7 protein-coding genes are annotated in these 23866 nt (G+C 40.9%); all 7 read right to left on the reverse strand.

Translation table 11 applies throughout. The features are described 5' to 3' along the window. Positions 1-31: 31 nt before the first annotated feature. The 7 genes from V7O61_RS09955 to V7O61_RS09985 all read right to left on the reverse strand — a co-directional run bounded on the left by V7O61_RS09955 (position 32) and on the right by V7O61_RS09985 (position 23822). The gene (locus V7O61_RS09955) at positions 32-586 is read right to left on the reverse strand and encodes an XTP/dITP diphosphatase (RefSeq protein ID WP_407281926.1); all 555 of its coding nucleotides are present in this window, start codon (positions 584-586) and stop codon (positions 32-34) included. Continuing rightward, the gene (locus V7O61_RS09960; protein WP_407281925.1) at positions 579-1151 is read right to left on the reverse strand and encodes a Kae1-associated kinase Bud32; all 573 of its coding nucleotides are present in this window, start codon (positions 1149-1151) and stop codon (positions 579-581) included. The genes V7O61_RS09955 and V7O61_RS09960 overlap by 8 nt, the downstream gene beginning before the upstream one ends. Next, a complete protein-coding gene (locus V7O61_RS09965; RefSeq protein WP_288067986.1) occupies positions 1148-2167 on the reverse strand; it encodes a bifunctional N(6)-L-threonylcarbamoyladenine synthase/serine/threonine protein kinase in 1020 nt (339 codons plus the stop codon). Before V7O61_RS09965 ends, V7O61_RS09960 begins: the two co-directional genes overlap by 4 nt. 38 nt (positions 2168-2205) lie before the next feature. After that, the gene (locus V7O61_RS09970) at positions 2206-6537 is read right to left on the reverse strand and encodes a PGF-pre-PGF domain-containing protein (RefSeq protein WP_407281924.1); all 4332 of its coding nucleotides are present in this window, start codon (positions 6535-6537) and stop codon (positions 2206-2208) included. Between the two features lie 119 nt (positions 6538-6656). After that, a complete protein-coding gene (locus V7O61_RS09975) occupies positions 6657-12974 on the reverse strand; it encodes a putative Ig domain-containing protein (RefSeq protein WP_407281922.1) in 6318 nt (2105 codons plus the stop codon). 214 nt (positions 12975-13188) lie between these two features. Further along, entirely contained in the window at positions 13189-17493 is a 4305-nt protein-coding gene (locus V7O61_RS09980; RefSeq protein ID WP_407281921.1) for a cobaltochelatase subunit CobN, read from the reverse strand. Positions 17494-17816: 323 nt separating this feature from the next. Further along, positions 17817-23822, reverse strand: coding sequence for a cobaltochelatase subunit CobN (locus tag V7O61_RS09985; RefSeq protein WP_407281920.1), 6006 nt, complete (start codon positions 23820-23822; stop codon positions 17817-17819). Positions 23823-23866: the final 44 nt, after the last annotated feature.

The raw sequence follows: 23866 nt of genomic DNA on the forward strand, positions 1-23866 counted from the left end.
GTATTCTTAATCAAATTAACAAAATTGGCAGTTAGCTTTGAGAATCCAGCCACTCTACAAACTTATCCAGAGCACGCCTGCGGTGTGAAACTGTGTTCTTGAATTCATCACCAAGTTCTCCGAATGTTTTTCCATTGTAATCGAATATCGGATCATAGCCAAAACCACCTGTTCCAAGTTCCTCAAAAGCAATCTTACCTTCCACAGTTCCTGTAAATGTAAATGGTTCAGCTCCCGGTTCACAGTATCCTATCACCGACTTGAATACAGCAGACCTATCGGTTTCACCTTCCATGATTTTAAGAACCCTTGGGTTTCCAAGATTCTTTTCCACAAATGCAGAATAAGGTCCTGGAAAACCATTAAGCACATTGATGAAGAGTCCTGAGTCATCCACCATTACAGGAAGTCCGAGTTTATCAGATGCCCATCTGGCACCATAGGCTGCAATTGGTTCGAGGTCATCTTCCTGGAGTTCCGGGTAACCATCTGTATTCTGTATAACCTCAAAGCCCTTGGTGGCAAGTATATCCTTAACTTCCCTGAACTTACCCTTATTACCAGTAACAAAAACTATCTTACGCATATCTTCCCCTCTTCTCTATTTCTTTCACTCTTTCAAGCACTTCATCAGCCTGCCCGAATTCTTTCCTGTAGCCACGGCAGAATGCCTCTATAAGTTTTTCATGGCCTCTGTGCGTACTTTCAAACGTCCTGAAAAGGACATGCACATCAACACCACGTGCTTCGATACTGCCTTCAAAAAAGGATAAACCGAAATCAATCATGTAAATTTTATCGTTGAAAAGTATAAGATTGGACGTTGTCAAATCACCGTGTACAATTCCGGCTGAGTGCAATTCCGCAACAAGAACACCTATCTGCTCGCTGAGCTTCTCATCGATAACATGTTTCAATGCAACTCCATCGATGTACTGCATTTTTATTGTGGAATTCTCAATATCATAAATGATAGGAGTTGGAACACCGGCCCTTCTTGCTTCAGATATCAGCCTTGCTTCCGCTTTTGTCCTCTCCTTCCTGATGCGCTCATCAAGATCTTTCAGGCGATAGTTCTTCGGAACTCTTTCCTTGATAAGAACTCCTTCCTCAACCCTGACGACAGCCTCGGCACCATTGGTCAGATTCATGACTGCATCCCCTCCTCTAAATCCCTTGGAATCCATGTTACATCAACATCATCCGGCCTGAAGTTCGGATTTACATGTGAGTTCTCAACGTCAATCACATTGCCTGAATCATACATCAGGAGTCCGAGATAAGCTATCATGGCTCCGTTATCACCCATGAACCTCTTTTCAGGAACATAGAAATTGGCACCGCGTTCGTTACACATGATATCAAGCATTTCCCTGAGTCTCATGTTAGCACCGACACCGCCTGCAAGAAGCACTTCGTTCTTTCCTGTATGAGCAAGTGCACGTTCGGTAACCTCAACCACCATTGCAAAAGCGGTTTCCTGGAATGAATAACACACATCTTCCATGGAATTATCTTTGAGTGCTGCGGTTGCTGCAGTTGAGAGTCCTGAAAATGATAGGTCCATTCCTTTTACAACATAGGGAAGGGAAATGTAATTAGAGGCATTTCTGGCAAATTGCTCTATCTGTGGGCCACCAGGATGTCCAAGACCTGCACTGCGTGCAAATTTATCAAAAGCATTTCCAAGTCCGATATCAAGTGTCTCGCCAAATACCCTGTATCGCCCCATCCTGTAAGCCAGTACCTGTGAATTTGCACCACTTACATAGAGTGTAACCGGATCAGTTGCCGGTGTTTTCCAGCGGCCAACTTCAACATGGGCAAGACAGTGATTTACGCCTACAAGAGGAACATCAAGACTTATTGCAAGCATCCTGGCAGCAGTTGCCACAGTACGCAGACAAGCCCCAAGTCCCGGGCCCTGAGAGAATGAGATCGCATCGATATCTGATGCATCTAGTCCTTTCTGCTTTGCTTCCTCAAGTACTCCTTTTACCACATAGGAAGCATACTTTGCGTGGTGCTGGGCAGCTTCTCTTGGGTGTATTCCACCAGTAGGAGGTTTATACATATCGGAAACCTCCGCAATAACATCTTTCTCATTTACGATGGCAGCACTGAGGTTCCACGCAGTGCCCTCAATGCCAAGCACTGTTCCTTTCAACTTGATATCTCCGGCGCTAAATGGGATGGAGTTGAATATTAATTTTGCTGTTTCCTGATGAATACGAATGCAAATGTAAGTATCAACAATGTCAGAGTAGTGGAAAACGCTGGTGTGTCTTTATCCTCAGTATTGTTTTCCTCATAAAATACCGGTTCACCCTCTTCATCGTCGTCCGGTGATGCAGCTTCGGTTTGATGGTTTATTGTCTCCTGTTCTTCAGCTGAAATAACAGGAATATCTGCAGTTACAGCAAACGGCGAGAATCCCGGAGTACTTGCCTCAAAGTAATAATAATCTGCGTTTTCTCCTGTCTGCTCAGTCTCAAGTCTGCTCCAGACATCATCACTATAGCGATTAAGGGCAATAGTACCAATGTTAACATCATTATCATCAACCCAGTCTTTACTGACCATGAAACCTATTACCGGATCCTTGATGTTGCTTTCTGTAGCATAGCCGGTCTTTCCAACCCAGATATTCATGTTCTTGTATACTAAACCTGAAGCAGCTGTGTCCACAAGTGCAGATGTATTTTTCAAGATCTCTATTGTCACACTTATCTTACCTGCATTCTTCAGTGAGGTGTAGCGTACATAATCAATCTCATTCTGATCTTTAGTAAAATCATAATCTACAAGATCATCCTTTCCTGCATAGACTGAAAGTACATCCTTGAATTCAATGTTATCCACATCTTCACCAGTAGAACCACCTCCACCGCCTCCTCCTCCGCCACCGGAAGAAGTGCTTGTGGAGCTAGTACTTGTTGCAGCACTTGTTCTTACTGAGGTGTTATACCATTCACCGGTATTTTCTACATAGTCAACTGCACGAAGACTATAATTATAGAGAGTGCTGGCACTAAGTCCCGTATCTGCCATTTCAGAACCGGAATAATTTCCAAGAAGTGAACCGCTTCTCCATACTTCCACATGATCAGTATCATCTGAAGAGTTCCAGTCAAGTGTGATACTTGATGAAGTACTGGAATTTGAAACACTGCTTATTACAGGTGCTGTATTGTCCTCCAGTGGAGCATAAATGCTCAGGTGAGTTATATTTGTAGTAACTGTATGCGCTGTAGTATTGGCAATACTCCTGTAAGGAATCCATATTCCCTCATCAGGATCATACCAGCCAACTGTGAGTTTAGCTGTGTTATTTACACGATATGGATCATATCCAAGTGTCAGGGAAACGTTTCTGCCAAACTGGTATGAATAATTCAGGTCGAACTCATTGTAGACCCTTATATCAAGCACTGTACCGGTAAGATATGAACCATTTCCGGGTTGGGTACCTCTAATTGCAGAAGCAGAAATATTTCCGGGATTTGCGGATGTACCGCTTATGTTGAAATTGAACACCGGATTGCTCACATTGGTGTCAATTCCCGGAACTGTCACAGTAATCTGATCACCTGAACTGGTGTCGGTGGTCTGCCCTAAACTGAGATATACTGTGGTATTTGATACAAAGTACTCATTCTGGGAATTATTGTAAATTGCACTTACATTTACTGTATTTGTCCCGTTTAAAAGAGGAACATTACTTACATTGAACATTCCGTTAGAAACAGGCTCTGAATTATTTGTCAGGGCACCGTTAACATAAACAGAAACATTACTTGCAACTCCAACTGTTCCGTTTAGGGTAAAACTGTCATCAGGCAGATAGTAAATCGAACCTGATGCAGGGGAATCAATCTCTGCTGATTCGGTAAACACAGTAAAGTTTACAGTTGTCAAGTTCACGAAACCTGTTATATCCTCAGCATACACCGTGATATTGTGGGTATTTTCTGAAAGTACTGTGCTTGCATTCAGTGAATATCCGGACTGGCTTGTGGAATTTGTTCCGTTGTCAATCCTGTACCAGAAATCACACCACTTATTGTTGCTGGCATTTATCTGAACAATATTATCCTGTATCACTGAATTTTCCACCGGGCTCTGGACAGTGAGTATATTGTCCTCAATACTGACATAGAACCTCCATCCGTAATTCAGTTCTTCATCGAGATCAGTAAGCGCAGTAACGGACACATTGTGGAATCCTTCGGAATATGACTGGGACTGGTTCTGGACCTTGTATCCACCAAAAATAGCTTCCAGTGAATATGATACAGAGGAGCCGTCAATCTGCATTTCTATGGAACTTGAATTTATTCCGTCCACATGTGTCAGATTTATGTAAACATCAGTGCTTGCATTCGTTGTATAAGAATTGTGTTCAGGATACATGTAGATATTACTAAGCTCACCATAAGAAATTACAAGTGAGAAATTCTGCGGACCCTGTGGGACGTTTGTTCCGTTAACGATTATTGTATAAGTGCCTGCAACCGGTTCAAGAAGTTCAATACCTTCTACATTATTCACAGTATCGGGAGCATCGTTTCCATAATATGTGCCATCCGGAGCTTCCACAATAAGATCAAGATTATTAACCAGTTGCATCTCAACAAGAGAATCACCCGGATAATCCGTCCATACAAGTGTTACCCTCACCGGCCTGGAAGTGTGGAGTATATCATAACTCACATTCCAGGATTCACTGTAATTGAGAGGGATATAATCATAATATCTCATGACAACAGGAGAATGCGGATATATTGAGTTCTCAATGTCAACACGTCCCCATCCCTGGGAATAATCCGGTCTTCCACTGACCTCCTGATAATCCCCGGTCCCGTATTGTCCCGGTGTTATGTTGCATGCACCGTTTATTATTGTAGCTTTCAGCAATGAAGCGCTAGGACTACTGAGGTTTTCAACTTCAGTGTAATATTCCCTGACAAGGGCTGCTGAACCTGCTGTAATTGGTGTTGACATACTGGTCCCACCCATATACAGATAATTGCTGTTAATAAGACCCCAACCGGTTCCTGTGGCAACACTTGATCTGGTGGACGCAATAAATGTACCCGGAGCAACTACATCCGGTTTTATCCTGCCATCGTCAGTTGGGCCACGACTGCTGAAAGCAGCAATTCCGTCACTGTCCGATGCCATGTAATCATCGGATATCGGGGATGCAGGATAAAAATTAGGCCATGCAAGCCCCCATTTTGTATAAGGGGGTACTGAGAATGTAGCTCCTCTTTCATTTTCAGATGCACCCACTGTAAGACAGTTCTTGGCAGTTGCCGGTGAACCAATTGAATCAGGATCTATTACTCCATCTGAATCAGAATCAATTCCTTCATTTCCGGCTGAGAAAAGTATCAGCATATCCTGATGATCCCACATGAACTGGTCTACGGCTTCTGAATACTCTGTGTATAATCCTTTTGTGTCAGAACCCCAGCTATTAGTGTGTATCCTTGCACTTTCATTATAGGCCATCTGGAACAATTCCTCCAGGCCACCCGAAGGCAGGTACAATCCATCTGAAGTACTTCCCAAAGCCTGCATTACAAGTTTTGCTTCAGGCGCCATTCCTGCATACTGTCCTCCTGAAAGACTCCCGTTTCCAAGCACCGAACCTGAAACATGAGTCCCGTGCCCGGATGCAAGATCTGCAGCTCCGTCTTCTGCAATATCAAATATTGCAAGTATCCTTCCCCGCAGGTCAGCATGCATGGACTCATTATCAACTCCCACATCTATTCCTGTATCCGCAACCGCAATTACCTGCCCGCTTCCATTGAGCCCGTGTGTATCATGAACTACATCTGTAGTAATTATTCCTGTAGCAATGTCATTGTCAAAAGTCGGCTGGACATATTCTTCTATCCAGCTTATTCCTGAGATAACGGCTATAGAATCAATCTGAGAATCTGATACCTGAACCCTGATTGTTTTTCCGTAGCCACCAAGAACCTCAACTCCGAGAGATTCGAGTGATTCAACTACATTTACATATTCATCTGCAGAAAAAAGAGAAATATAATATATCTTGTTTTCTTCAGTTTCAGCTGAATATAATCCTTGTTCTAAGCTACTACCTGATTCAATTTCCGGGTCGTATTTGTAGGTGGACTTGTATTCACCTATCCATTTTACAAAAGCCAGTTCATTAACCTGAGCCATTGAACTTGCATTCATCCTGACAACAAATGCATTATTCGGAACATATGTGTAAAGCTCTGCACCTGTTGAGATTATGTCCTGTTTCCATTGATCTCTTACAGGACCGGAAAACTGTACAATGTAATATGCATAGGTATTTTCAGAAGAAACAGAATTCAGTGAAAGAAAAGCATAATTGTCCTCATCCGTATATGTAGTGTTTACGTGCCCGGCTTTTAAAAAAAGCGTATCACTGTTTGTCAGATAAGAATTATTTGTCCCTGCAGATGCAGAAAATGATGTAATAAGAAGTATCAGGACTAAACTTGTCAGGATCGTGTTTTTACTGCGCATAAGCTATCCTCAGGTAATATTCAGAATAAAGAGATATAGCCATAAATATATTTATATGTACTGTACAATAAAATATATAGGCATATTTAGAAACAGGTCAGGTAAATAAAAAAATAAAATTACTGCTTCCTTCTGAGGAAGCAGACAAATACAAGAATCAAGCAGGAAATGAAGCCTGAAAGTGCATTCAAACTGGTCTCCGGTTCGATTTCTGTTGAAATACCAGATTCATGTTCGCTAACATCACTCACAGAAGATTGTGTTTCAATTTCATCCAGAGTACTCTCAAGCATCATAGTTTCGCCTGTAATCACAAATGAAGAGAATCCTGATGTGCTGGCCTCGAAGTACAGGTAGTTATCATCAGAGTCAGTCTGCCAGGTTGAGAGTTTGCTCCAGCCTCCATCATACCTGTTAAGGACTATAGAATCCGGATCAATATCATTTTCATCTATCCATTCTCTGTCAACCCTGAATCCAATAACAGGATTTGCAATATTATCTTCAGTTGCATACCCTACCTTTCCAACCCAGATGTTTATGTTCCTGTAAATTTCTCCTGAAGGAAGTGAGCTGACAAATGCCGACTTGTCTACCAGCACCTCTATGGTCGCGGAGATAGTTCCTGAATTTTTAAGTGACTCATAACTGACATACCGGATATCGTTACCATCCCTGTAGAATTCAAAAATAACATCACCTGTTCCTACAAACACAGAGCTGACATCCTTTACTGCGATGTTCTCGTACTCTTCACCGGAGGTGCCACCACCGCCTCCTCCTCCGCCACCGCCGGCGGCAGAGCTTGTAGTAACCACACTGGTTGTAGCATTAGTTACTGTGATTGAAACATTGAGATAGTCGTAATAGTGACTGTCAGTAACTGTGAAATTAGCATAATAGTTTCCAGTCTGGTTTACTGATGGTGTCCAGTTAAACAAAAGACTTGTAGCATTAAACTCTGCTCCATCAGGCAAACTTTCGTTTGAATACACAAGAGTATCATTGTCAATATCAGTTGCATTCAGGGTAAACTGAAGAGCAGTGGATACCTGAACGGTCTGTGATGCTGCTGACTGGAACTGCGGAGGAGCATTCACATCTAACACTTCAATGTTGATAGTTTCAGAATCTTTAAGACCATTTGAAACAGCAGTGAAATTAATGCTGTAATTTCCTGCATCTGTGTAACCTGTTGTCCATTCAAACATTCCTGTGACAGTATCAAATACCGCATCATCCGGCAAGCCGCTTGCAGAATAGACAATTGAGTCTCCGTCTGCATCTGTTGCTGAGACAGTAAATGTTAGAGTTTCATTCTCATTTACAGGCTTGTTACCGATGCTTGCAAGTTCAGGTGGCCTGTCAACATTATTCACAGTAATTATCATTGACTGTAAATCTGTTGAACCTGTGGTTGTCGCTGTAAATTCAATGTGATATGTACCTGAATCATTATAACCTGTCATCCAATAGAATTCACCGGACTCATCATCAAAAGACGAATTAGCCGGAAGAGTGGATGCAGAGTAGCCTACATCATCACCATCAGGATCATTTCCAGCAACTATGAACTCAACAATTTCACTTTCATTTACCGTGACATCCTCAATGGTATCAAGTTCCACAGACCTGTCAACATTGAGAACCGTAATTGTGATGGTTTCTGAATCAGTGAGAATGTTTGACATAGCAATGAATGTCACATCATAGGAACCCGCTGCATCGTAATCCGGTGTCCAGGTAAACTGTCTGCTTGCAGCATTAAAGCTTGCATCGCCTGGTACATCCTCTGCCATATATGTAATAGAATTGCCGTCGGGGTCGCTTGCAGATATAGTAAAGCTTATAGGCTCATTTTCGTTGACTGATACGTCACCTATTGAACTTAATACAGGTGCCCTGTCGACATTATTTACTGTGATTGTAATAGTTTCAGTATCTTCAAGACCATTGGCAGATGCTGTGAATTCAACGGTGTATTCTTTCGAATCGTCATAAGAAGGAGTCCATATGAATTCACCACTTGATGTGTCAAAAGTTGAACCCTGTGGAAGAATGCTGGCTGAATAGATTACATCATCTTCATCAGGATCTATTGCAGATATTGTAAATGCAAGGGTTTCATTCTCATCAATTGTTTTACTGCCTATTGGATTAAGAACCGGTGGCCTGTCAACGTTACCAACATAGATGGTGATAGTTTCTGAATCTTCAAGACCGTTAGAAGATGCTATGAACTCAACAGCATAGTTTCCTGATGTACCATAACCCGGTGTCCAGGCAAACTGGCCGTTTGCCGTATTAAAAGTAGCTCCTGTGGGCAGGTCGTTGACAGAATATGTAACTGATTCACCGTCCGGATCTGCTGCGGATATTGTAAATGTGAGGGTTTCGTTCTCATCAATTGTTTTACTGCCTATTGGGTTGAGAACTGGTGCTCTGTCTAAATTATTTACTGTGATAGTCATTGTCTGCGAATCAGTAAGACCATTTGAAGTGGCAATGAACTCTACAGAGTGAGCACCTGAATCAAAATAACCGGGAGTCCAGGAGAACTCACCTGACTCTGGATCAAGAGTGGAACCTGATGGTATATCAGGAGATGAATAGCTTACTGAGCCACCATCCGGATCAGTGGCTGAAACCGTGAAAACCAGATTGCTGTTTTCATCAACCGTTCTGTCGATGATAGAATCTAATTCAGGAGGCCTGTCAACATTATTTACGGTAATTATCATTGTTTGCGAGTCTGTTGTCCCGTTTGATGTGGCAGTAAACCCAATCTCATATATACCGGAATCAGTGTAACCTGTCATCCAGGAGAATTCACCAGAATCAGCATCCAGTGAAGAGTTGGCCGGAAGAACTGATGCTGAATAAGTTACCTTATCCCCATCGGGATCACTTCCTGTAATCTGGAAAGCAACAAGTTCTGTTTCATTTACCGTAACATCATCAACCGGATTCAGTTCCACAGGCCTGTCAACATTGAGAACTGTAATTGTGATAGTTTCAGAATCATTGAGAGCATTTGAGCTGGCAATAAACTCTACATTATAGGAACCTTCATCATTGTAATCAGGAGTCCAGGTAAACTCACCGGAATCTGAATTAAGAATTGAACCTGAAGGTTTATCCGGAGATGAATAAGTTACATCATCACCGTCCGGGTCTGTTGCTGATATCGTAAAAGTCAGAGTATTATTCTCACTAACTGTTTTATCGACAATAGTATCAAATACCGGTGCCCTGTCAACATTATTTACTGTGATAGTTATAGTCTGAGAATCTGTAAGACCATTTGATGTGGCTATAAATTCCACATCATAAGTACCGGACTGGTTGTATGAAGGTGCCCATGCAAATTCACCGGAGTCTGAATCAAGTGTAGCTCCTGCTGGCATATCATTTGCGGAATATGTTATTGTTGACGGTCTGTCAGGATCAATCGCAGAAATTGTAAAGGCCAGTGGCTCGTTTTCATCAATTTCCTTATTTCCTGTTGCTACAAAAACAGGCTCCCTGTCAACATTCAGAACCGTAATTGTAATCGTTTCCGAATCATTAATTCCATTTGCACTTGCAATGAATTCTATATTGTAACTTCCTGATTCATCATATTGTGGAGTCCAGCTGAAATCCCCGCTACCTGTATCAAAAACAGCATCTTCTGGCAATCCGTTTGCATAATATGTTACAGTATCATTGTCATCATCAGTTGCATGGATACTGAAAACAAGTGGACTGTTTTCATTAACCGTTTTGTCACCTATAGATGACAGCACAGGTGCTCTGTCAAGGTTAATTACATTTATTGTGACAATTTCCGAATCAACTTCAATGTTGTCTGTTACATTGAATTCAACCACGTATGAACTGGCATCATCAAAACCGGGAGTCCAGGTAAAAGTATTACCATTAAGAACACCGAAACTTGCGTTAGTACCGAAAGTAAGTGTGTCATTGTCAGCATCTGTTGCTGAAAGTTCAAGTGTCAGAGGATATGTTTCACTGACAGTTGTGCTTCCGGCGATAGCTGAAAGAACAGGAGCAGTGTTCGAGCTTTCAGCATCAACTGAGAAATTCCATGAATATGAGAAATCCTGTCCTGTTTCTGTTGTGGCTGATACGGATACATTGTATTCACCGGTTGCATATGATGAAGCAGTTTGATATTCTATTTCATATCCATCTGTAATCGGAGTGGAAACAAATGTTACCGGAATATCATTTATCTTCATAACAATAGAAACAGGATCAACTCCCTGCGGATGCACAACATCTGTGGAAACCGCAGTGTTCTCGCTGTCAGCCAGTATGCCCGGAGCCGGGAATTCATTGTTATCACAGGTGAAAGAAGCTACCAGTGCAAAGGGCTGCGGACCATATGGCACATAATAGGCATCGACAGCAAATGTGTACTCTCCCTCTGATGTACTATCAAGTTCGATGTCTTCAACATTATTGACATGATCAGGACCGTCGTTGCCATAATATGAATTTGAAGAGTCTGTGATTGTCAAATCAAGATCGTTTACAAGTGATTTACCCGCACTTGCAGAAGCAGGGTAATCTGTCCATACAAGAGTTGCTCTTAATGGTTCTCCACTTTCAATGTAATCATAGGTATGAGTCCATAGCCCACCCATGCTAAGTGATTCACCATCGGAATATGCAATTACTTCCGGATAATCATTTATTACGGAATTTGCGACGTCAACACGTCCCCATCCCTGGGAATTATCAGGTCTTCCGTATATTTCCTGGGTACTACCTTCACCATATTGACCCGGAGTCATGTCAATTGCACCGTTAATAAGAGTAGCTTTGAGCAGTGCAGCACTTGGACTGGATATATGTTCCATTTCAGTGTAGTACTCTCTGACAAGAGCAGCGGAACCTGCAACAAGTGGTGTTGCCATACTCGTTCCACCCATGTATGCATAATTATCATCAATAAGTCCCCAGTCATACCAGCTTATGTAACTGGATCTCGTGGATGCTATGTATGTACCGGGAGCTACAACATCAGGTTTTATTCTTCCATCGTCTGTAGGACCCCTGCTACTAAAAGCTGCAATACCTTCTATGTTGTCTGCTTTTGTATCCTCATATATAGGAAGTGCAAAAGAACTACCATAAGCAGAGATCATCTCAGGCCTGTAATTCTCTGATGCACCTACTGCGATACAATTCTTAGAAGTTGCCGGAGGCGAGGTGGAGTTAATATCTATCACACCATTTTTGTCAGAATCCGTTCCTGAATTGCCTGCTGAGAATAATATTAGCATGTCAGGATGTTCCCACATGAATTCATCAACTGTCCTGGAAGGAGTAATATAATCCCCAAGACTTGTCTCATAACCCCAGCTGTTTGTATGTATCCTTGCCCCCAGATCGTATGCATCCTGGAAAATATCGTCGAGATTTGAATAAGTAATATTCATACCTCCACTGGTACCATTCTGGACAGCTTCAAAAACTAATTCTGCTTCAGGTGCCATTCCTTTATACTGGCCACCTGACATTGATCCGTTACCAAGTACAGAACCTGCAACATGAGTTCCGTGTCCTCCATTATACCAGGCTGATGCATTATCAGCTGCACCGTCGCCGAAATAGTCAATTATACTTATTATCCTTCCTGCAAAATCAGGATGCATTGTACTGTCGTCCACACCTGTATCCAATCCGGTATCGCACACAGCAACAATTTGTCCGCTTCCATTAAGCCCGATGTCGTTGTGTACTGTGTCCACATTCATTATTCCTGCTGCCACATCGTTGAAGAGAACAACTTCAGAGTATTCCTCTATCCAGCTTATTCCGTTTATTGATGCAAGTGAATCTAAATGGTTTTCAGGTACGACAATAATCAATATCCTGCCAGAACTGCTGATAATATCCCCATTAATATCATTGATTTCCCGGGCGATTTCATCAGAGTCTGCCGATTCAAAAAGAAATACGTTTAATTTTATCGTTTCAATCTGGTTTTCATTTATCGATAATTGGTTCTCGTTTGTTTCCAGACTAAAATCATACTTATACTCTGGTAAATATTCCCCGACCCAGCGCACAAATTCCAGAGATTCAACCTCAACCAGAATAGTATCATTCATTTTCAGCACAAATGTATTGTCAGGAATGTAATCCAGAATTACAGCACCTGTGGCTTCTGCCGCATCTTTCCACTCTGGCTGCACAATACCATCAAATTGAACCAGATAATATTTGTAAGAACTACCAGAAAGTTCGCTAGCAGAATTAACACTCATTGTATTCGGTTCAGTGTAATTGGCATCTGTTTCCAGATCAGTATCAATATGACCTGTTTTGAGAAAGATTATGTTGTCGTCATTGTTTGCCGAAGCAAGAGATGTAAAAAACAATAAAATTATGAAGATGAATGCAATTTTTTTCCTATCCGTCATGTATTCATTTCCTGTTTTTGTGCTGGGTATAAAGAACACTCGTAGAAATATTTACGAAAATATGTATTTGGTAAATATATTCAAACAAACTTCTATATAAAATACAACGACTATGAAAAAAATAGTATATTTATGAATTATATATAAAGTGCATGCGGCATTGCATACATAATAAATAAAATAGAAGGCACTTAGTAAAAAGTGCCAAATGTCCTTAGAATTTTCTTCTTCTCCAGAATCCCAGATAGATAACTCCAACGGTTCCGACAACGAATATCGATGCAAGTATATCTGAACTGGTGAAGGAAGGAGTATTTGAAACCTCCACATTATCGACAGATTCCTGCGTCATTTCATAGCCTTCAATGTAGTTATCCGGAGTGGACATCGAACTGTCCTGAACAGGTGTTTCTGAGTCAAGTCCTGCTCCTCCTGAATCTGCCATTGTAGACTGATTGGACGAACCTGAACCACTTGCCATTGCTCTTTGGACAGAGTTGAGTGAATTATCTTTCCTCTTCAGAGAACTTGTGTCAGTTGGTTGCTGCACCTTGAATTCGTCCCTCTTTGTCGCATCATACATCTGCTGCATGTATCGTTCCTGAACTGAAAAGCTGACTGAACCCATGTTACCCTGAACAAAGTCATCCAGAAGTGGATTACCGCACGTGTGATGGCAGCATGTTGCTCCGTAGTCCGCAACAGAATTCAAATACTCATTTACAAGGTCATTGACAATATCGTTTGAGAAATCAACATATCCCTTACGATAAGCTTCCAGCATCCTGCCGGTCATTGACTGATAGGCTCCAGGGTTGTTTGCATTGAAGAACTCCCTCATTTCGGCATTAATGTATGTGTTATACACGGTTTCCCACATACTGTCATCAACAAGCTCAGGGTTAGTTACTTCCCATCCCCAGAGATTGTCCACGAATTCAGCCATCATTCTTGCACCGGCATAATCATACTCCATCATGCCTTCTATCCATTTATCGTTGAGATATCTGGAACGCATATTTGTGGTCAGATACTGTTCCATTGTAACCATTCCACTATTAGCAGAATCCCTGGTATCTGAAACATACATTTCCGGAGTCTTACCGGATACATACCTGGTTGCAAGATTGAGTCCTCCGAAGTACTGATAGAAATCATCATTGTCCAGAGTATCATAGAGGTTAGATGAATCAGAATGCACCGAAGCATCAACATTCATAAGGTTCTGTTTGAGAAGATCTGAACATTTCTGACCCCAGAGTTCCGTACCATAGGCGTATCCCATTTTACTAAGATAAAGTTCTCCTATCTGGGCTTCATCATCCCATGTGCCACTGGCTTCTATGGCATTGGCAATACCTATCTCATAAGTTCCATCCATTACAGCAAAACAACGCATTGTTGATAACTGGTCAGCAGTCTCATTATCATAGCCTGCTTCTATCAATGCCTGTCTGATTGAGAGTGTACTTTCGTTCACATAGTTGGTATAGTTGCCAGCCGGAGCAGTATTTGCAATTCTTACAGCCTCATCTATCATCTGGATCTTGTCAGGGAAGGCATCCCTCATTCCTGCTGTCGCATAAACGATATCGATACGAGGTCTTCCGGGATATTCACCATAACTTGGCATAAGTTCGGACTCGTTCATCGGCACAAGATCTATTACTTGTTTGGAAGTACTGTCCCAAACTGGTTTTACTCCAAGCATGTACAGCATTTCAGCTTCAAGAGTACCGTGGTCCCTTATGAATTCCACACCGAATCTTGAGAAGGATACTTTTTCCGGATACTCTCCATATTTGTTGTAGTAATCCACCAGCAGATCCTCTGCAAGTCTGGAACCAAGGTCCCATGTTGTTGGGGATGGATAAAGTCTGGAATCCACTCCATAGAAATTACGGCCCGTTGGTACGGAATCCGTATTCTGAATTGGATCTCTTCCAGGTCCAGGTGGAATAAAGCCTGCATTCAGGGCATCCAGAACCCTGTCAAGTTCATTAGCCGAGGCAAGAAGGTTATCCCTGTGTATGATTCCATTTTCAAGTAGAGCAGTAACTGCTGAATCATTATAACCATATACCATATCCTGTGCCTGTGTGGAATCTGTGTTGTTGGAAACAACTTCCCATACAAGCCAGTCGACCTTTGTATCGTTGAATGGTATTCCAAGTGGATACTCATTTGTATCTGAATAGAAAGTACTGAGCATCAGATTTTCAAAACCGCTTCCAAGCATTGATCTTACCATTACAGACATCTGGTCATCTACCGGACCACTTTCATTCATAGGTGGAACTTCTCCGAGTATATGGAAACCATATGGTATGTTCTCCTCTGAAATCTCTTCCAGATATTCATGGAGCACATTCTTTACAAAAACCTGGAACAGAGTATCATTATTCCTGTAGAGCTCAACCATGCTCTCATTCACATCGAGATCATTATCCAGATTAAGTTCCACCATCTGGTCAAGTATTGTTTCCCTGTAGCCTTTCCTAACTTCTTCTGTTATTGCAGGGTCATAGTACACCTGGATATTTCCTGCAATATCAGCCATATCACCATGAAGACCTCCGCGTTCCAGAGTTGGTGTGAGGTGGTCTATTATCAAAGCGTTTCCACGATATTCTGCTGTTAGTCCTTCACCAACGTTTGCTACGATATATGGATAGATGTTAGGCAAATCCTGTAGAAGAAGTGGTGCCCAGTCTGCTGTCCTGTTCATACCGTATGCAAGTCCCGGAAGCCATTCATGTGTACCGTGGGTACCAAGATGAATAATTGCATCCGGGTTCCAGTCCTTGTTAAGCCATAGATAGAATGCGATGTACTGGTGTGTAGGCGGAACAACGGAACTGTGATACAGTACGTTATCATTCTGAGTAGAACCACGTGCAGGCTGTGGCATTAACCATACATTTCCGCACTGGACTACCGGGATTACAATGTATTTACCGGTTTCATTTTCCCACATCATGAGTTTTTTCTCATCAGGGAAATCATCTGCCCATGGTTCTCCCCATTCATTAATTACGTCATCCTGAAGGTTTTGTGGAAGCTCATTTTCAAACCATTCTTTGTATTCATCCATTGGTATGAGTTGAATTCCCCACTCTGTACGGTTGTTTACCATTTCCTCAAGAACACCCGGTGCCCAGGAACCTGTATTTATTCCCTGCTCCATGATCATATCCTGAAGAACTGTTTTGTTCTCCGGAACATTGCTCAGAGAATATTCACTGTCGTTCATTTTGTTAAGCAGGTTCATCATACTGGACATGGTATCCAGGTAACTTGCTCCTATGTTGTCCTTACCGGATGGATAGTTGTAATAGATGATACCAACCTTTTTGTCTGCATTATCCATGCGTTTGAGTGATGTCCATTTGATAGCACGGTTGGTCATCCAATCGATTTGTGCATCATTTGGTTCGTACTCATAAACACCGTATTTAATCTGATTACTTTGTCCAAGTACAATATATTCAAAAATACCGTCAATGTTCGGACTGACTGTTTTCCTTACAGCTTCTTCATTAGAGATTCCTCTGTTAGCATCTGCAGGATCTCCTGAATCCGGATCTGCAACCATACCTTTGAGAACAGGAACATCAAGATTTTTCAGCTCTGTAAGTCCGTATCCTTCATATGTACTGACATCCATTCCAAAGCTTTTAAGAGAAATCATACACTGGACCAATGGTTCCCCGTTTTCATCACAATAGTATCCGCTTACATTCAGGAATGTGTCAAAACCTGCTATAACATTACATCCCTTGCTTTCCAGATCATGTATCAAGGCATCGACAACTTGGGTATTTCCATCTTTGTAATCAGATTTATGGAACCATACACCAACAGTAGGCTTGGATGGGTCATAGATGTAATGTTCTCCATTGGATTCGTTTTGATACCAGTCCAGATATTCGTTTGTAGTGTCAAACCAGTAAATATCAGTATCCGGATGGTAAAGTCCCTGTGGAAGTGTTATAGGTGAAGAACATTCCCAACTATCCGTAAGTGTTGACTTGTTGCCATAGTTTTTTGCAAGATATATTATGAAATTCTCTGCATTAAGTCTCAGGAATTCTTCTTTCATTCCAATATTGAAGAAGTATTTCTCATCGTCACTTCCGTAGGGTTCATCCCCAGTGAAAACATAATCAAATAGAGAAGTGTCAATGTACGTACATATGTTCACAAGAGTCGTTCCGTTAGCCTTTGCTTTCTCCAGCTCATCGGAGAATTCGTTGTACCTATCTGTCCATAGCATGTAGGTGAAAATTACATCCTGATTACTCAGGTCAATGCTTGATAGGTTATTCATTGTTGTGAAATATTGAACATTTATGCTTTCATTGTAGAGATTTGCAGTTTTAGCATACTCTATAACTTCTGCATCATCATAGGTAATGAGAGTGATATTCACATAATTTTCATTCGCCGATACGACCGTTGTTAACGATAATAACAACAGTATACTTGCCAATAATATGGATGATATTTTTGTTTTCATATTATCCCCCGAAATATTCCTGAACAGGCAAAAACTCCATAATTTCGCCGTGTTCGGATTCTAATTTAACTCGAAAAACCTATTGAAACATGATTTCATCTATTCATGTGTAGAATCATGTACCAACATGTAAACTAACATATTGTTTTTTCGAACCACCGTATGTATAATGTTACTATATATTAACTCAAAATTGTTGAACAAATAATTCAACAATACATATGTGAGCTTTAAAACTAAAACATGAAAACCATATAAACGTTTCGTTTTAAACAAATAAAAAAAGAAAAAGACGCTTTCATTAGAAAGCGTAAAAAAGTCTCTTAGAATTTCCTTCTCTTCCAGAATCCCAGATATATAGCCCCAAGAGCTCCAAGAGTGAACACCGATGCCAGAATATCCGAACTTGAGAATGTTGGACTATTCACACTATTGTCGCTATTAACATTCTCCTGTGTCATCTCATATCCTTCAACGTAGTTATCAGGAGTTGACTTTCCGGAATCCTGCACAGGTGTATCCGGATCAATTCCAGCTCCTCCTGAATCTGCCATCATTGTCTGGTTGGATGAACCGGAACCTGCTGCCATGGCTCTTTGTACTGAGTTCAGAGAGTTGTCCTGTGTTTTTAATGAACTGGTATCAGTCTGTTGCTGTACTTTGAATTCATCCCTGAGGGTAGCGTCATACATCAATTGCCTATATGCATCCTGCATTTCCGAAGTGAGACCTGCATCCTGCATTAACCCATCTGTAAAATCAGCAAGCTTCATATTACCACATGTATGATGACAACAAGTAACTCCATTTTCAACCACTGATTTGACATATTCATTGACAAGATTATTCAATGTATCTGGATCTGAAGGAGTCCAGCTTCCTTTCCTGATGTTTTCAATCATTCTGGCAGTCATAGACTGGTACTGGTATGCATTCTCTTTCAGGAAATCATCAACACCAATATTCTGTGAATCCTGGATATATGTTTCATATATCTTGTCCCAATCAGAATCTGTCACAAGATCTGGAGTCGTTGCTTCCCAACCCCACATATACTCAACTGTTTTCATTAGTTCCCTAGCACCAGCATAATCAAATTCCATCATTCCATTTACCCAGTTTGGATTAAGATATCTTGCTGCCAGCTCTCTACTAAAAGCTTCTTCAAGAGTAATAACTTCAGGATTATCTACACTTGTATAGTCTGCAATGAATAATGAAACATCACCACCAAGTGACCTGATAGCCAGACCAAGACCACCAAGGTACTGGTAAACATCATCGTTATCAATAAGACCATAGAGGTTTGATGAATCACTGTGCATTGCTACATCTACATCTGCAAGATTGAGCTTAAACACATCTTCATAGTTGTCGCCCCATACTTCTGCCCCATAGATATTTGACATTCTGGAGAGAAACAGATCAGCAAGCTCAGTTGAATTTTCCCATGTATCACTGGCTTCTGCTGCTGATGATACACCTGTACCATAAGTACCTTCAGCCTCACTGAATATCCTTGACCTTGATATATAGTGTGCAATGGTTTCATTATATCCTAATTCAAGCATGGCATCCTCAATTGCAACTGAATTGGTGTACACATAGTTATCTTCTCCTTCCCAAGAACGATCTGCAACTGTACGAACCGCATTATCCAGGAGTTCAAGCTGGAATGGGAAAGTGTCACGATAAAGTCCTGAAGGCACAATCACAACATCAATCCTTGGATGACCAAGTTCTTCCAAAGAAGTTACAGTAAAGTCTCCACTGAGTCTGCCGGAATTTCTTACTGGTTTGACACCAAGAAGTTCGTATATCTGTGCCTCCATCAAACCTTCGTGACGCATGGTTTCCACAGACCACAGAACAAAGGCAACCTTATTTGGATATTCTCCATTCTCTTCATAATATGATTCAAGCCATGCCTTCATGACTGCACTTCCCTGATCCTGTGTTTCCTGATCAGGTATCAGTCTCTGGTCGAAACTATAGAAGTTGTTTCCAGTTGGTAATGCGCTTGGGTTGCGAATCGGATCATTTCCTGGCGCAGGTTCAATGTACCCAGCATTAAGAGCTTTAAGTGTCTGGTTAATCTCACGGGTTGTCTGCTCCAGATTATCTGCATATTCGAGTGCAAGTTCTAAATCTTCTGTAATACTTGTGTAATTCTGACCAAGAACTGCAAATTGAGCATCTGAAACATTTACCCCATTGATCAATGTTGCATTCAGAAGCAATGTAGCATCATCATTTGCTTTTTCTTCCCGTTCTTCCTGCGTGCCTTCTGAAAGTACATCATAGATATGATCTGTGAAGTCATCACCAAGCATTGATTTTACCATTGAGACTAGCTTGAAGTCTTCAGGTGCTACACCGAATATGTGTAAGCCGTATGGAATTAGTTCATCCTGTAGTTCATGCAGATATACGTGTAAAGTTGTATCCACGAAGCTCTCAAACTCAGCATCCGACATTGCAGTCAGATTTTCGGTGGAAACGCCCAGATCCTCACCCATTGAAAGGTTATCATATAGCTGTATGGTAGTACTACGGTAGAGTGCTGCCATATCTGCATCACCATCATCTACTGCTTCAAGGTACTCATGGATCTTGTCATGCATAGTCTGAAGTTCACCGTAAAGTCCGGCTTCAATTATCGGAGGAGTAAGGTGATCGATTATGACTGCATTACCACGGCGTTTTGCCTGTGTACCTTCCCCTACATTGTCCATGATGTATGGATAAATAATAGGAGTTTCAGCAGCCATTATAGATGGATAATCATATCTCCATAGTCCCACTTCCTTACCAGGAAGCCATTCCTGAGTACCATGTGTACCAAAGTGTATCATTGCATCTGCATCATAATCATTGTTGATCCAGAAGTATGTTGCAAGGTACTGGTGTGTTGGTGGTATGGATTCATTGTGGTAAATGAGTGACTCATCGGAAAGTCCGGCCCTTGTTGGCTGTGGGATGAAATTGATGTTACCAAGCTGAATTGTTGGTATGACAAAATACTCACCACTGGCATTTTCATATGTCATGATATCGCCGGGAGCTTCTCCCCATGTTTCCTCAACCTCTTCACGAACGCTTTCCGGAAGTTCGTTGTAATACTGGAGATAGTCGTCTACAGGCATCATTGTTACATAACCGGATTCTATGACCTTTTCAAGTTCACCAGGTGCCCATGATCCAACATTCCTGCTGGTTATGAACAGGTCAATAAACTTGCTTCCATTAGGAATTGTGTTGTTTCCAAGGTCATATCCCGCTTCTTTCATACTTTCCAGAAGCAATGTAAAACTTGGACCTATATCCAGATAGCTGGCACCAATATTGTTCTTACCACCTTCGTGGTTGTAATAAATGATGCTTACCTTCTTGTCAGAATTATCCATTTCACCGAGCTCTGCCCATGCAATAGCCCTGTCACAGATCCATTCAATCTGCTCATCTATTGGGTTATAATAGTCATTTCCAGTCTCCTCGTCTGTATCAAGACCAGCTAACCATATGTAATCAATACGACCTTCTATTTCAGGATATGCAACCTGATAATAGAGAGATGAAGGGGTTAAACCATGTGAACTGTTAACATACTCTGAAGTTGACTGATATTGATCGTATGTTCCTTTTATAATTGGAACATTGTATTCAGTGAAAATTTCTTGTCCATATTCAAGATCAAAATTTATGTAGAACCCTTTTAATGCAATTATGGATTGTACAAGGACACTGCCATTTAATGTATAATAATCCGCATCCTTATTGCCGTCTTCATCATCATCCAAAAATGCCTCTTCTGTTGAATAGATAACATTACAACCTTTTGATTCGATGTATCTTATGAGTGCATCATCAGCAGTATTAGCAAGGGAATTATCATTTATTTCATGGTTAGCAATTCCTATGGTAGGTTCGTCAGGGTCATAAATATGCCCGCCATCTGTCCTTGTAGAATACCAATCGATATACTCTTCACAATTTGCGAATATTGTTGGAAATGCATCCGGATGATAAATTCCTGTATTTGGAATATCCGGTTCAGATACGGGATTACATTCAATGTAAATTTGTTCAAAGTTTACTCCTGTATATCGAATCCAGCTTTCCATATTGGAAGTTCCACCTTCATCAAAGTAATCCTGCATCATACTGTGATTATCCATATCTATTGTACCGATACCTTCACTGTATGCATCCATTCCAAATGTTCCTATTTCCGTACCACTATTCTGAGCTTCAATAAGTGCTTCTTTGAAAAGAGGAATCTGTTCAGAGCCTATCATATAAAGAATAATTACATCCTGATCTGAAAAATCAGTTACATTGGTGGCTTCTTCACCATCCATCAAAGTGACGTTGAAACGTTCAGCGATAATTTCTCTTTCAGCTACCACTGTTCTAAGATCATTCAGCCTGGTGTTGGAATTGAGTATAAAGGTAACATTGACCTTTTCCTGCAAAATCATTGGTTCAGACACACTTTCATTTTCCAATAATCCACTGAAATTTTGTCCCATGAACGTGAGCATGTTTTTCATATTTTCTTCATTACCCTGTACCCAATACCTCTCAATATCTGTATATTCATCAGAATACAAGTCTATGTTAGGTAATGTGATGTTGGTGGAAAGGTTGTAGCCTATAATATTTGAACCACCTTTTTTAGCGGAACTTATACTTGATGTCCAGTCTTCAACTGTGGATTCGTTCTGTGATTCGATGAAGATCATTCCGTAGTTCGAAAAATCAAACCCTTCAGGAACCTGAACAGAAGGTGTGAAGATAGTAATATTCAGGTTCTCGGAGATATTCGTACTGGTTGCTGCGTTCATCAATGATTCTTCATTAAAGTCTGTACCTAGTACGAACACCAATTCGCTGAAATTCACCTCACTGCCACCTAAAATAGCAACCTTCAACTGTGTAGGTGAATATTTTGCAAGGTGTAGTATCAGTTCTTCTGCATTTTCAAGGCCTTCTCCTTCAGTTCCCATATTGCTGTAATAGGTAGCTAAAAGATCACTTGTACTACCATTTGAATAATAATCAAAATATGAGGGTGGAATGTAGCTGGAACTCATAGGATCAATACTGTAAAGCGATGCTCCAAGGTCATGTGCAGCTTTCAGGCTTTCATTGACTGTGACATTATTGGTAACTTTACTATAGAACTTCTGACAGAAAATAACATCCTGTTTTTCAAGGAATCCGCTCTCGGCAGCATCAATAAGTTCCTGAGTAATAGCCTTAGTATCACTATCATAGTATGGAATGAAAGTATATTCTATAAGAACACTGTAGTCATTTGTCTGGCTTGCAAGTTTTATTGCATCGCTTTCACTGTAACCGATGTAAGCAATTTTTGTGTTCATTGTAAGATGAACAAGTAGATTTTCTGCATTTTCAAGGCCTTCTCCTTCAGTTCCCATATTGCTGTAATAGGTAGCTAAAAGATCACTGGTACTACCATTTGAATAATAATCAAAATATGAAGGTGGAATGTAGCTGGAACTCATTGGATCGATGCTATAAAGAGAAGTACCAAGGTCATGTGCAGCTTTCAGGCTTTCATTGACTGTGACATTATTGGTAACTTTACTATAGAACTTCTGACAGAAAATAACATCCTGTTTTTCAAGGAATCCGCTTTCGGCAGCATCAATCAGTTCCTGAGTAATAGCCTTAGTATCACTATCATAGTATGGAATGAAAGTATATTCTATAAGATCACTGTAGTCATTTGTCTGGCTTGCCATCTTGATTGCATCGCTCTCACTGTAACCAATGTAGGCCAAGTCTTTGTGCATTGTAAGATAAATTAACAGATTTTCTGCATTTTCAAGTCCTTCGCCTTCTGTTCCCATGTTGCTGTAATAATTTGCAACGATATCTTCAGTGCTACCATCAGAATAATAATCAAAATAAGAAGGAGGAATGTAACTGGAACTCATAGGATCAATGCTGTAAATGTCCGCACCATTATCATGAGCTGCTTTTAGACTTGCATTTACTGTGTCATTGTTAGTAACTAAACTATAGAACTTCTGACAGAAAATAACGTCCTGTGTTTCAAGGAAACCACTTTCGGCAGCATCAATAAGTTCCTGGCTTAATCCAGAATCATAGTAAGGGATGAAGGTGTATTCAATAAGATCATTATAGTCATTTGTCTGACTGGCTAATTTTATTGCGTCACTTTCACTGTAACCAATATATGTTAATTTTACTTTCGGCTCTCCTGCAGCAGCAACACTTGTTAGTGCTGCCATCAACAATATACTTAATACCAATATCGATTTTATTTTTATTTGCATGTTATCCCCCGATAACGTGTGATGACACTCCCAATTCTTGCTTG

It is taken from the genome of Methanolobus sp. WCC1 (assembly GCF_045690315.1).
Classification (GTDB): Archaea; Halobacteriota; Methanosarcinia; order Methanosarcinales; family Methanosarcinaceae; genus Methanolobus; species Methanolobus tindarius.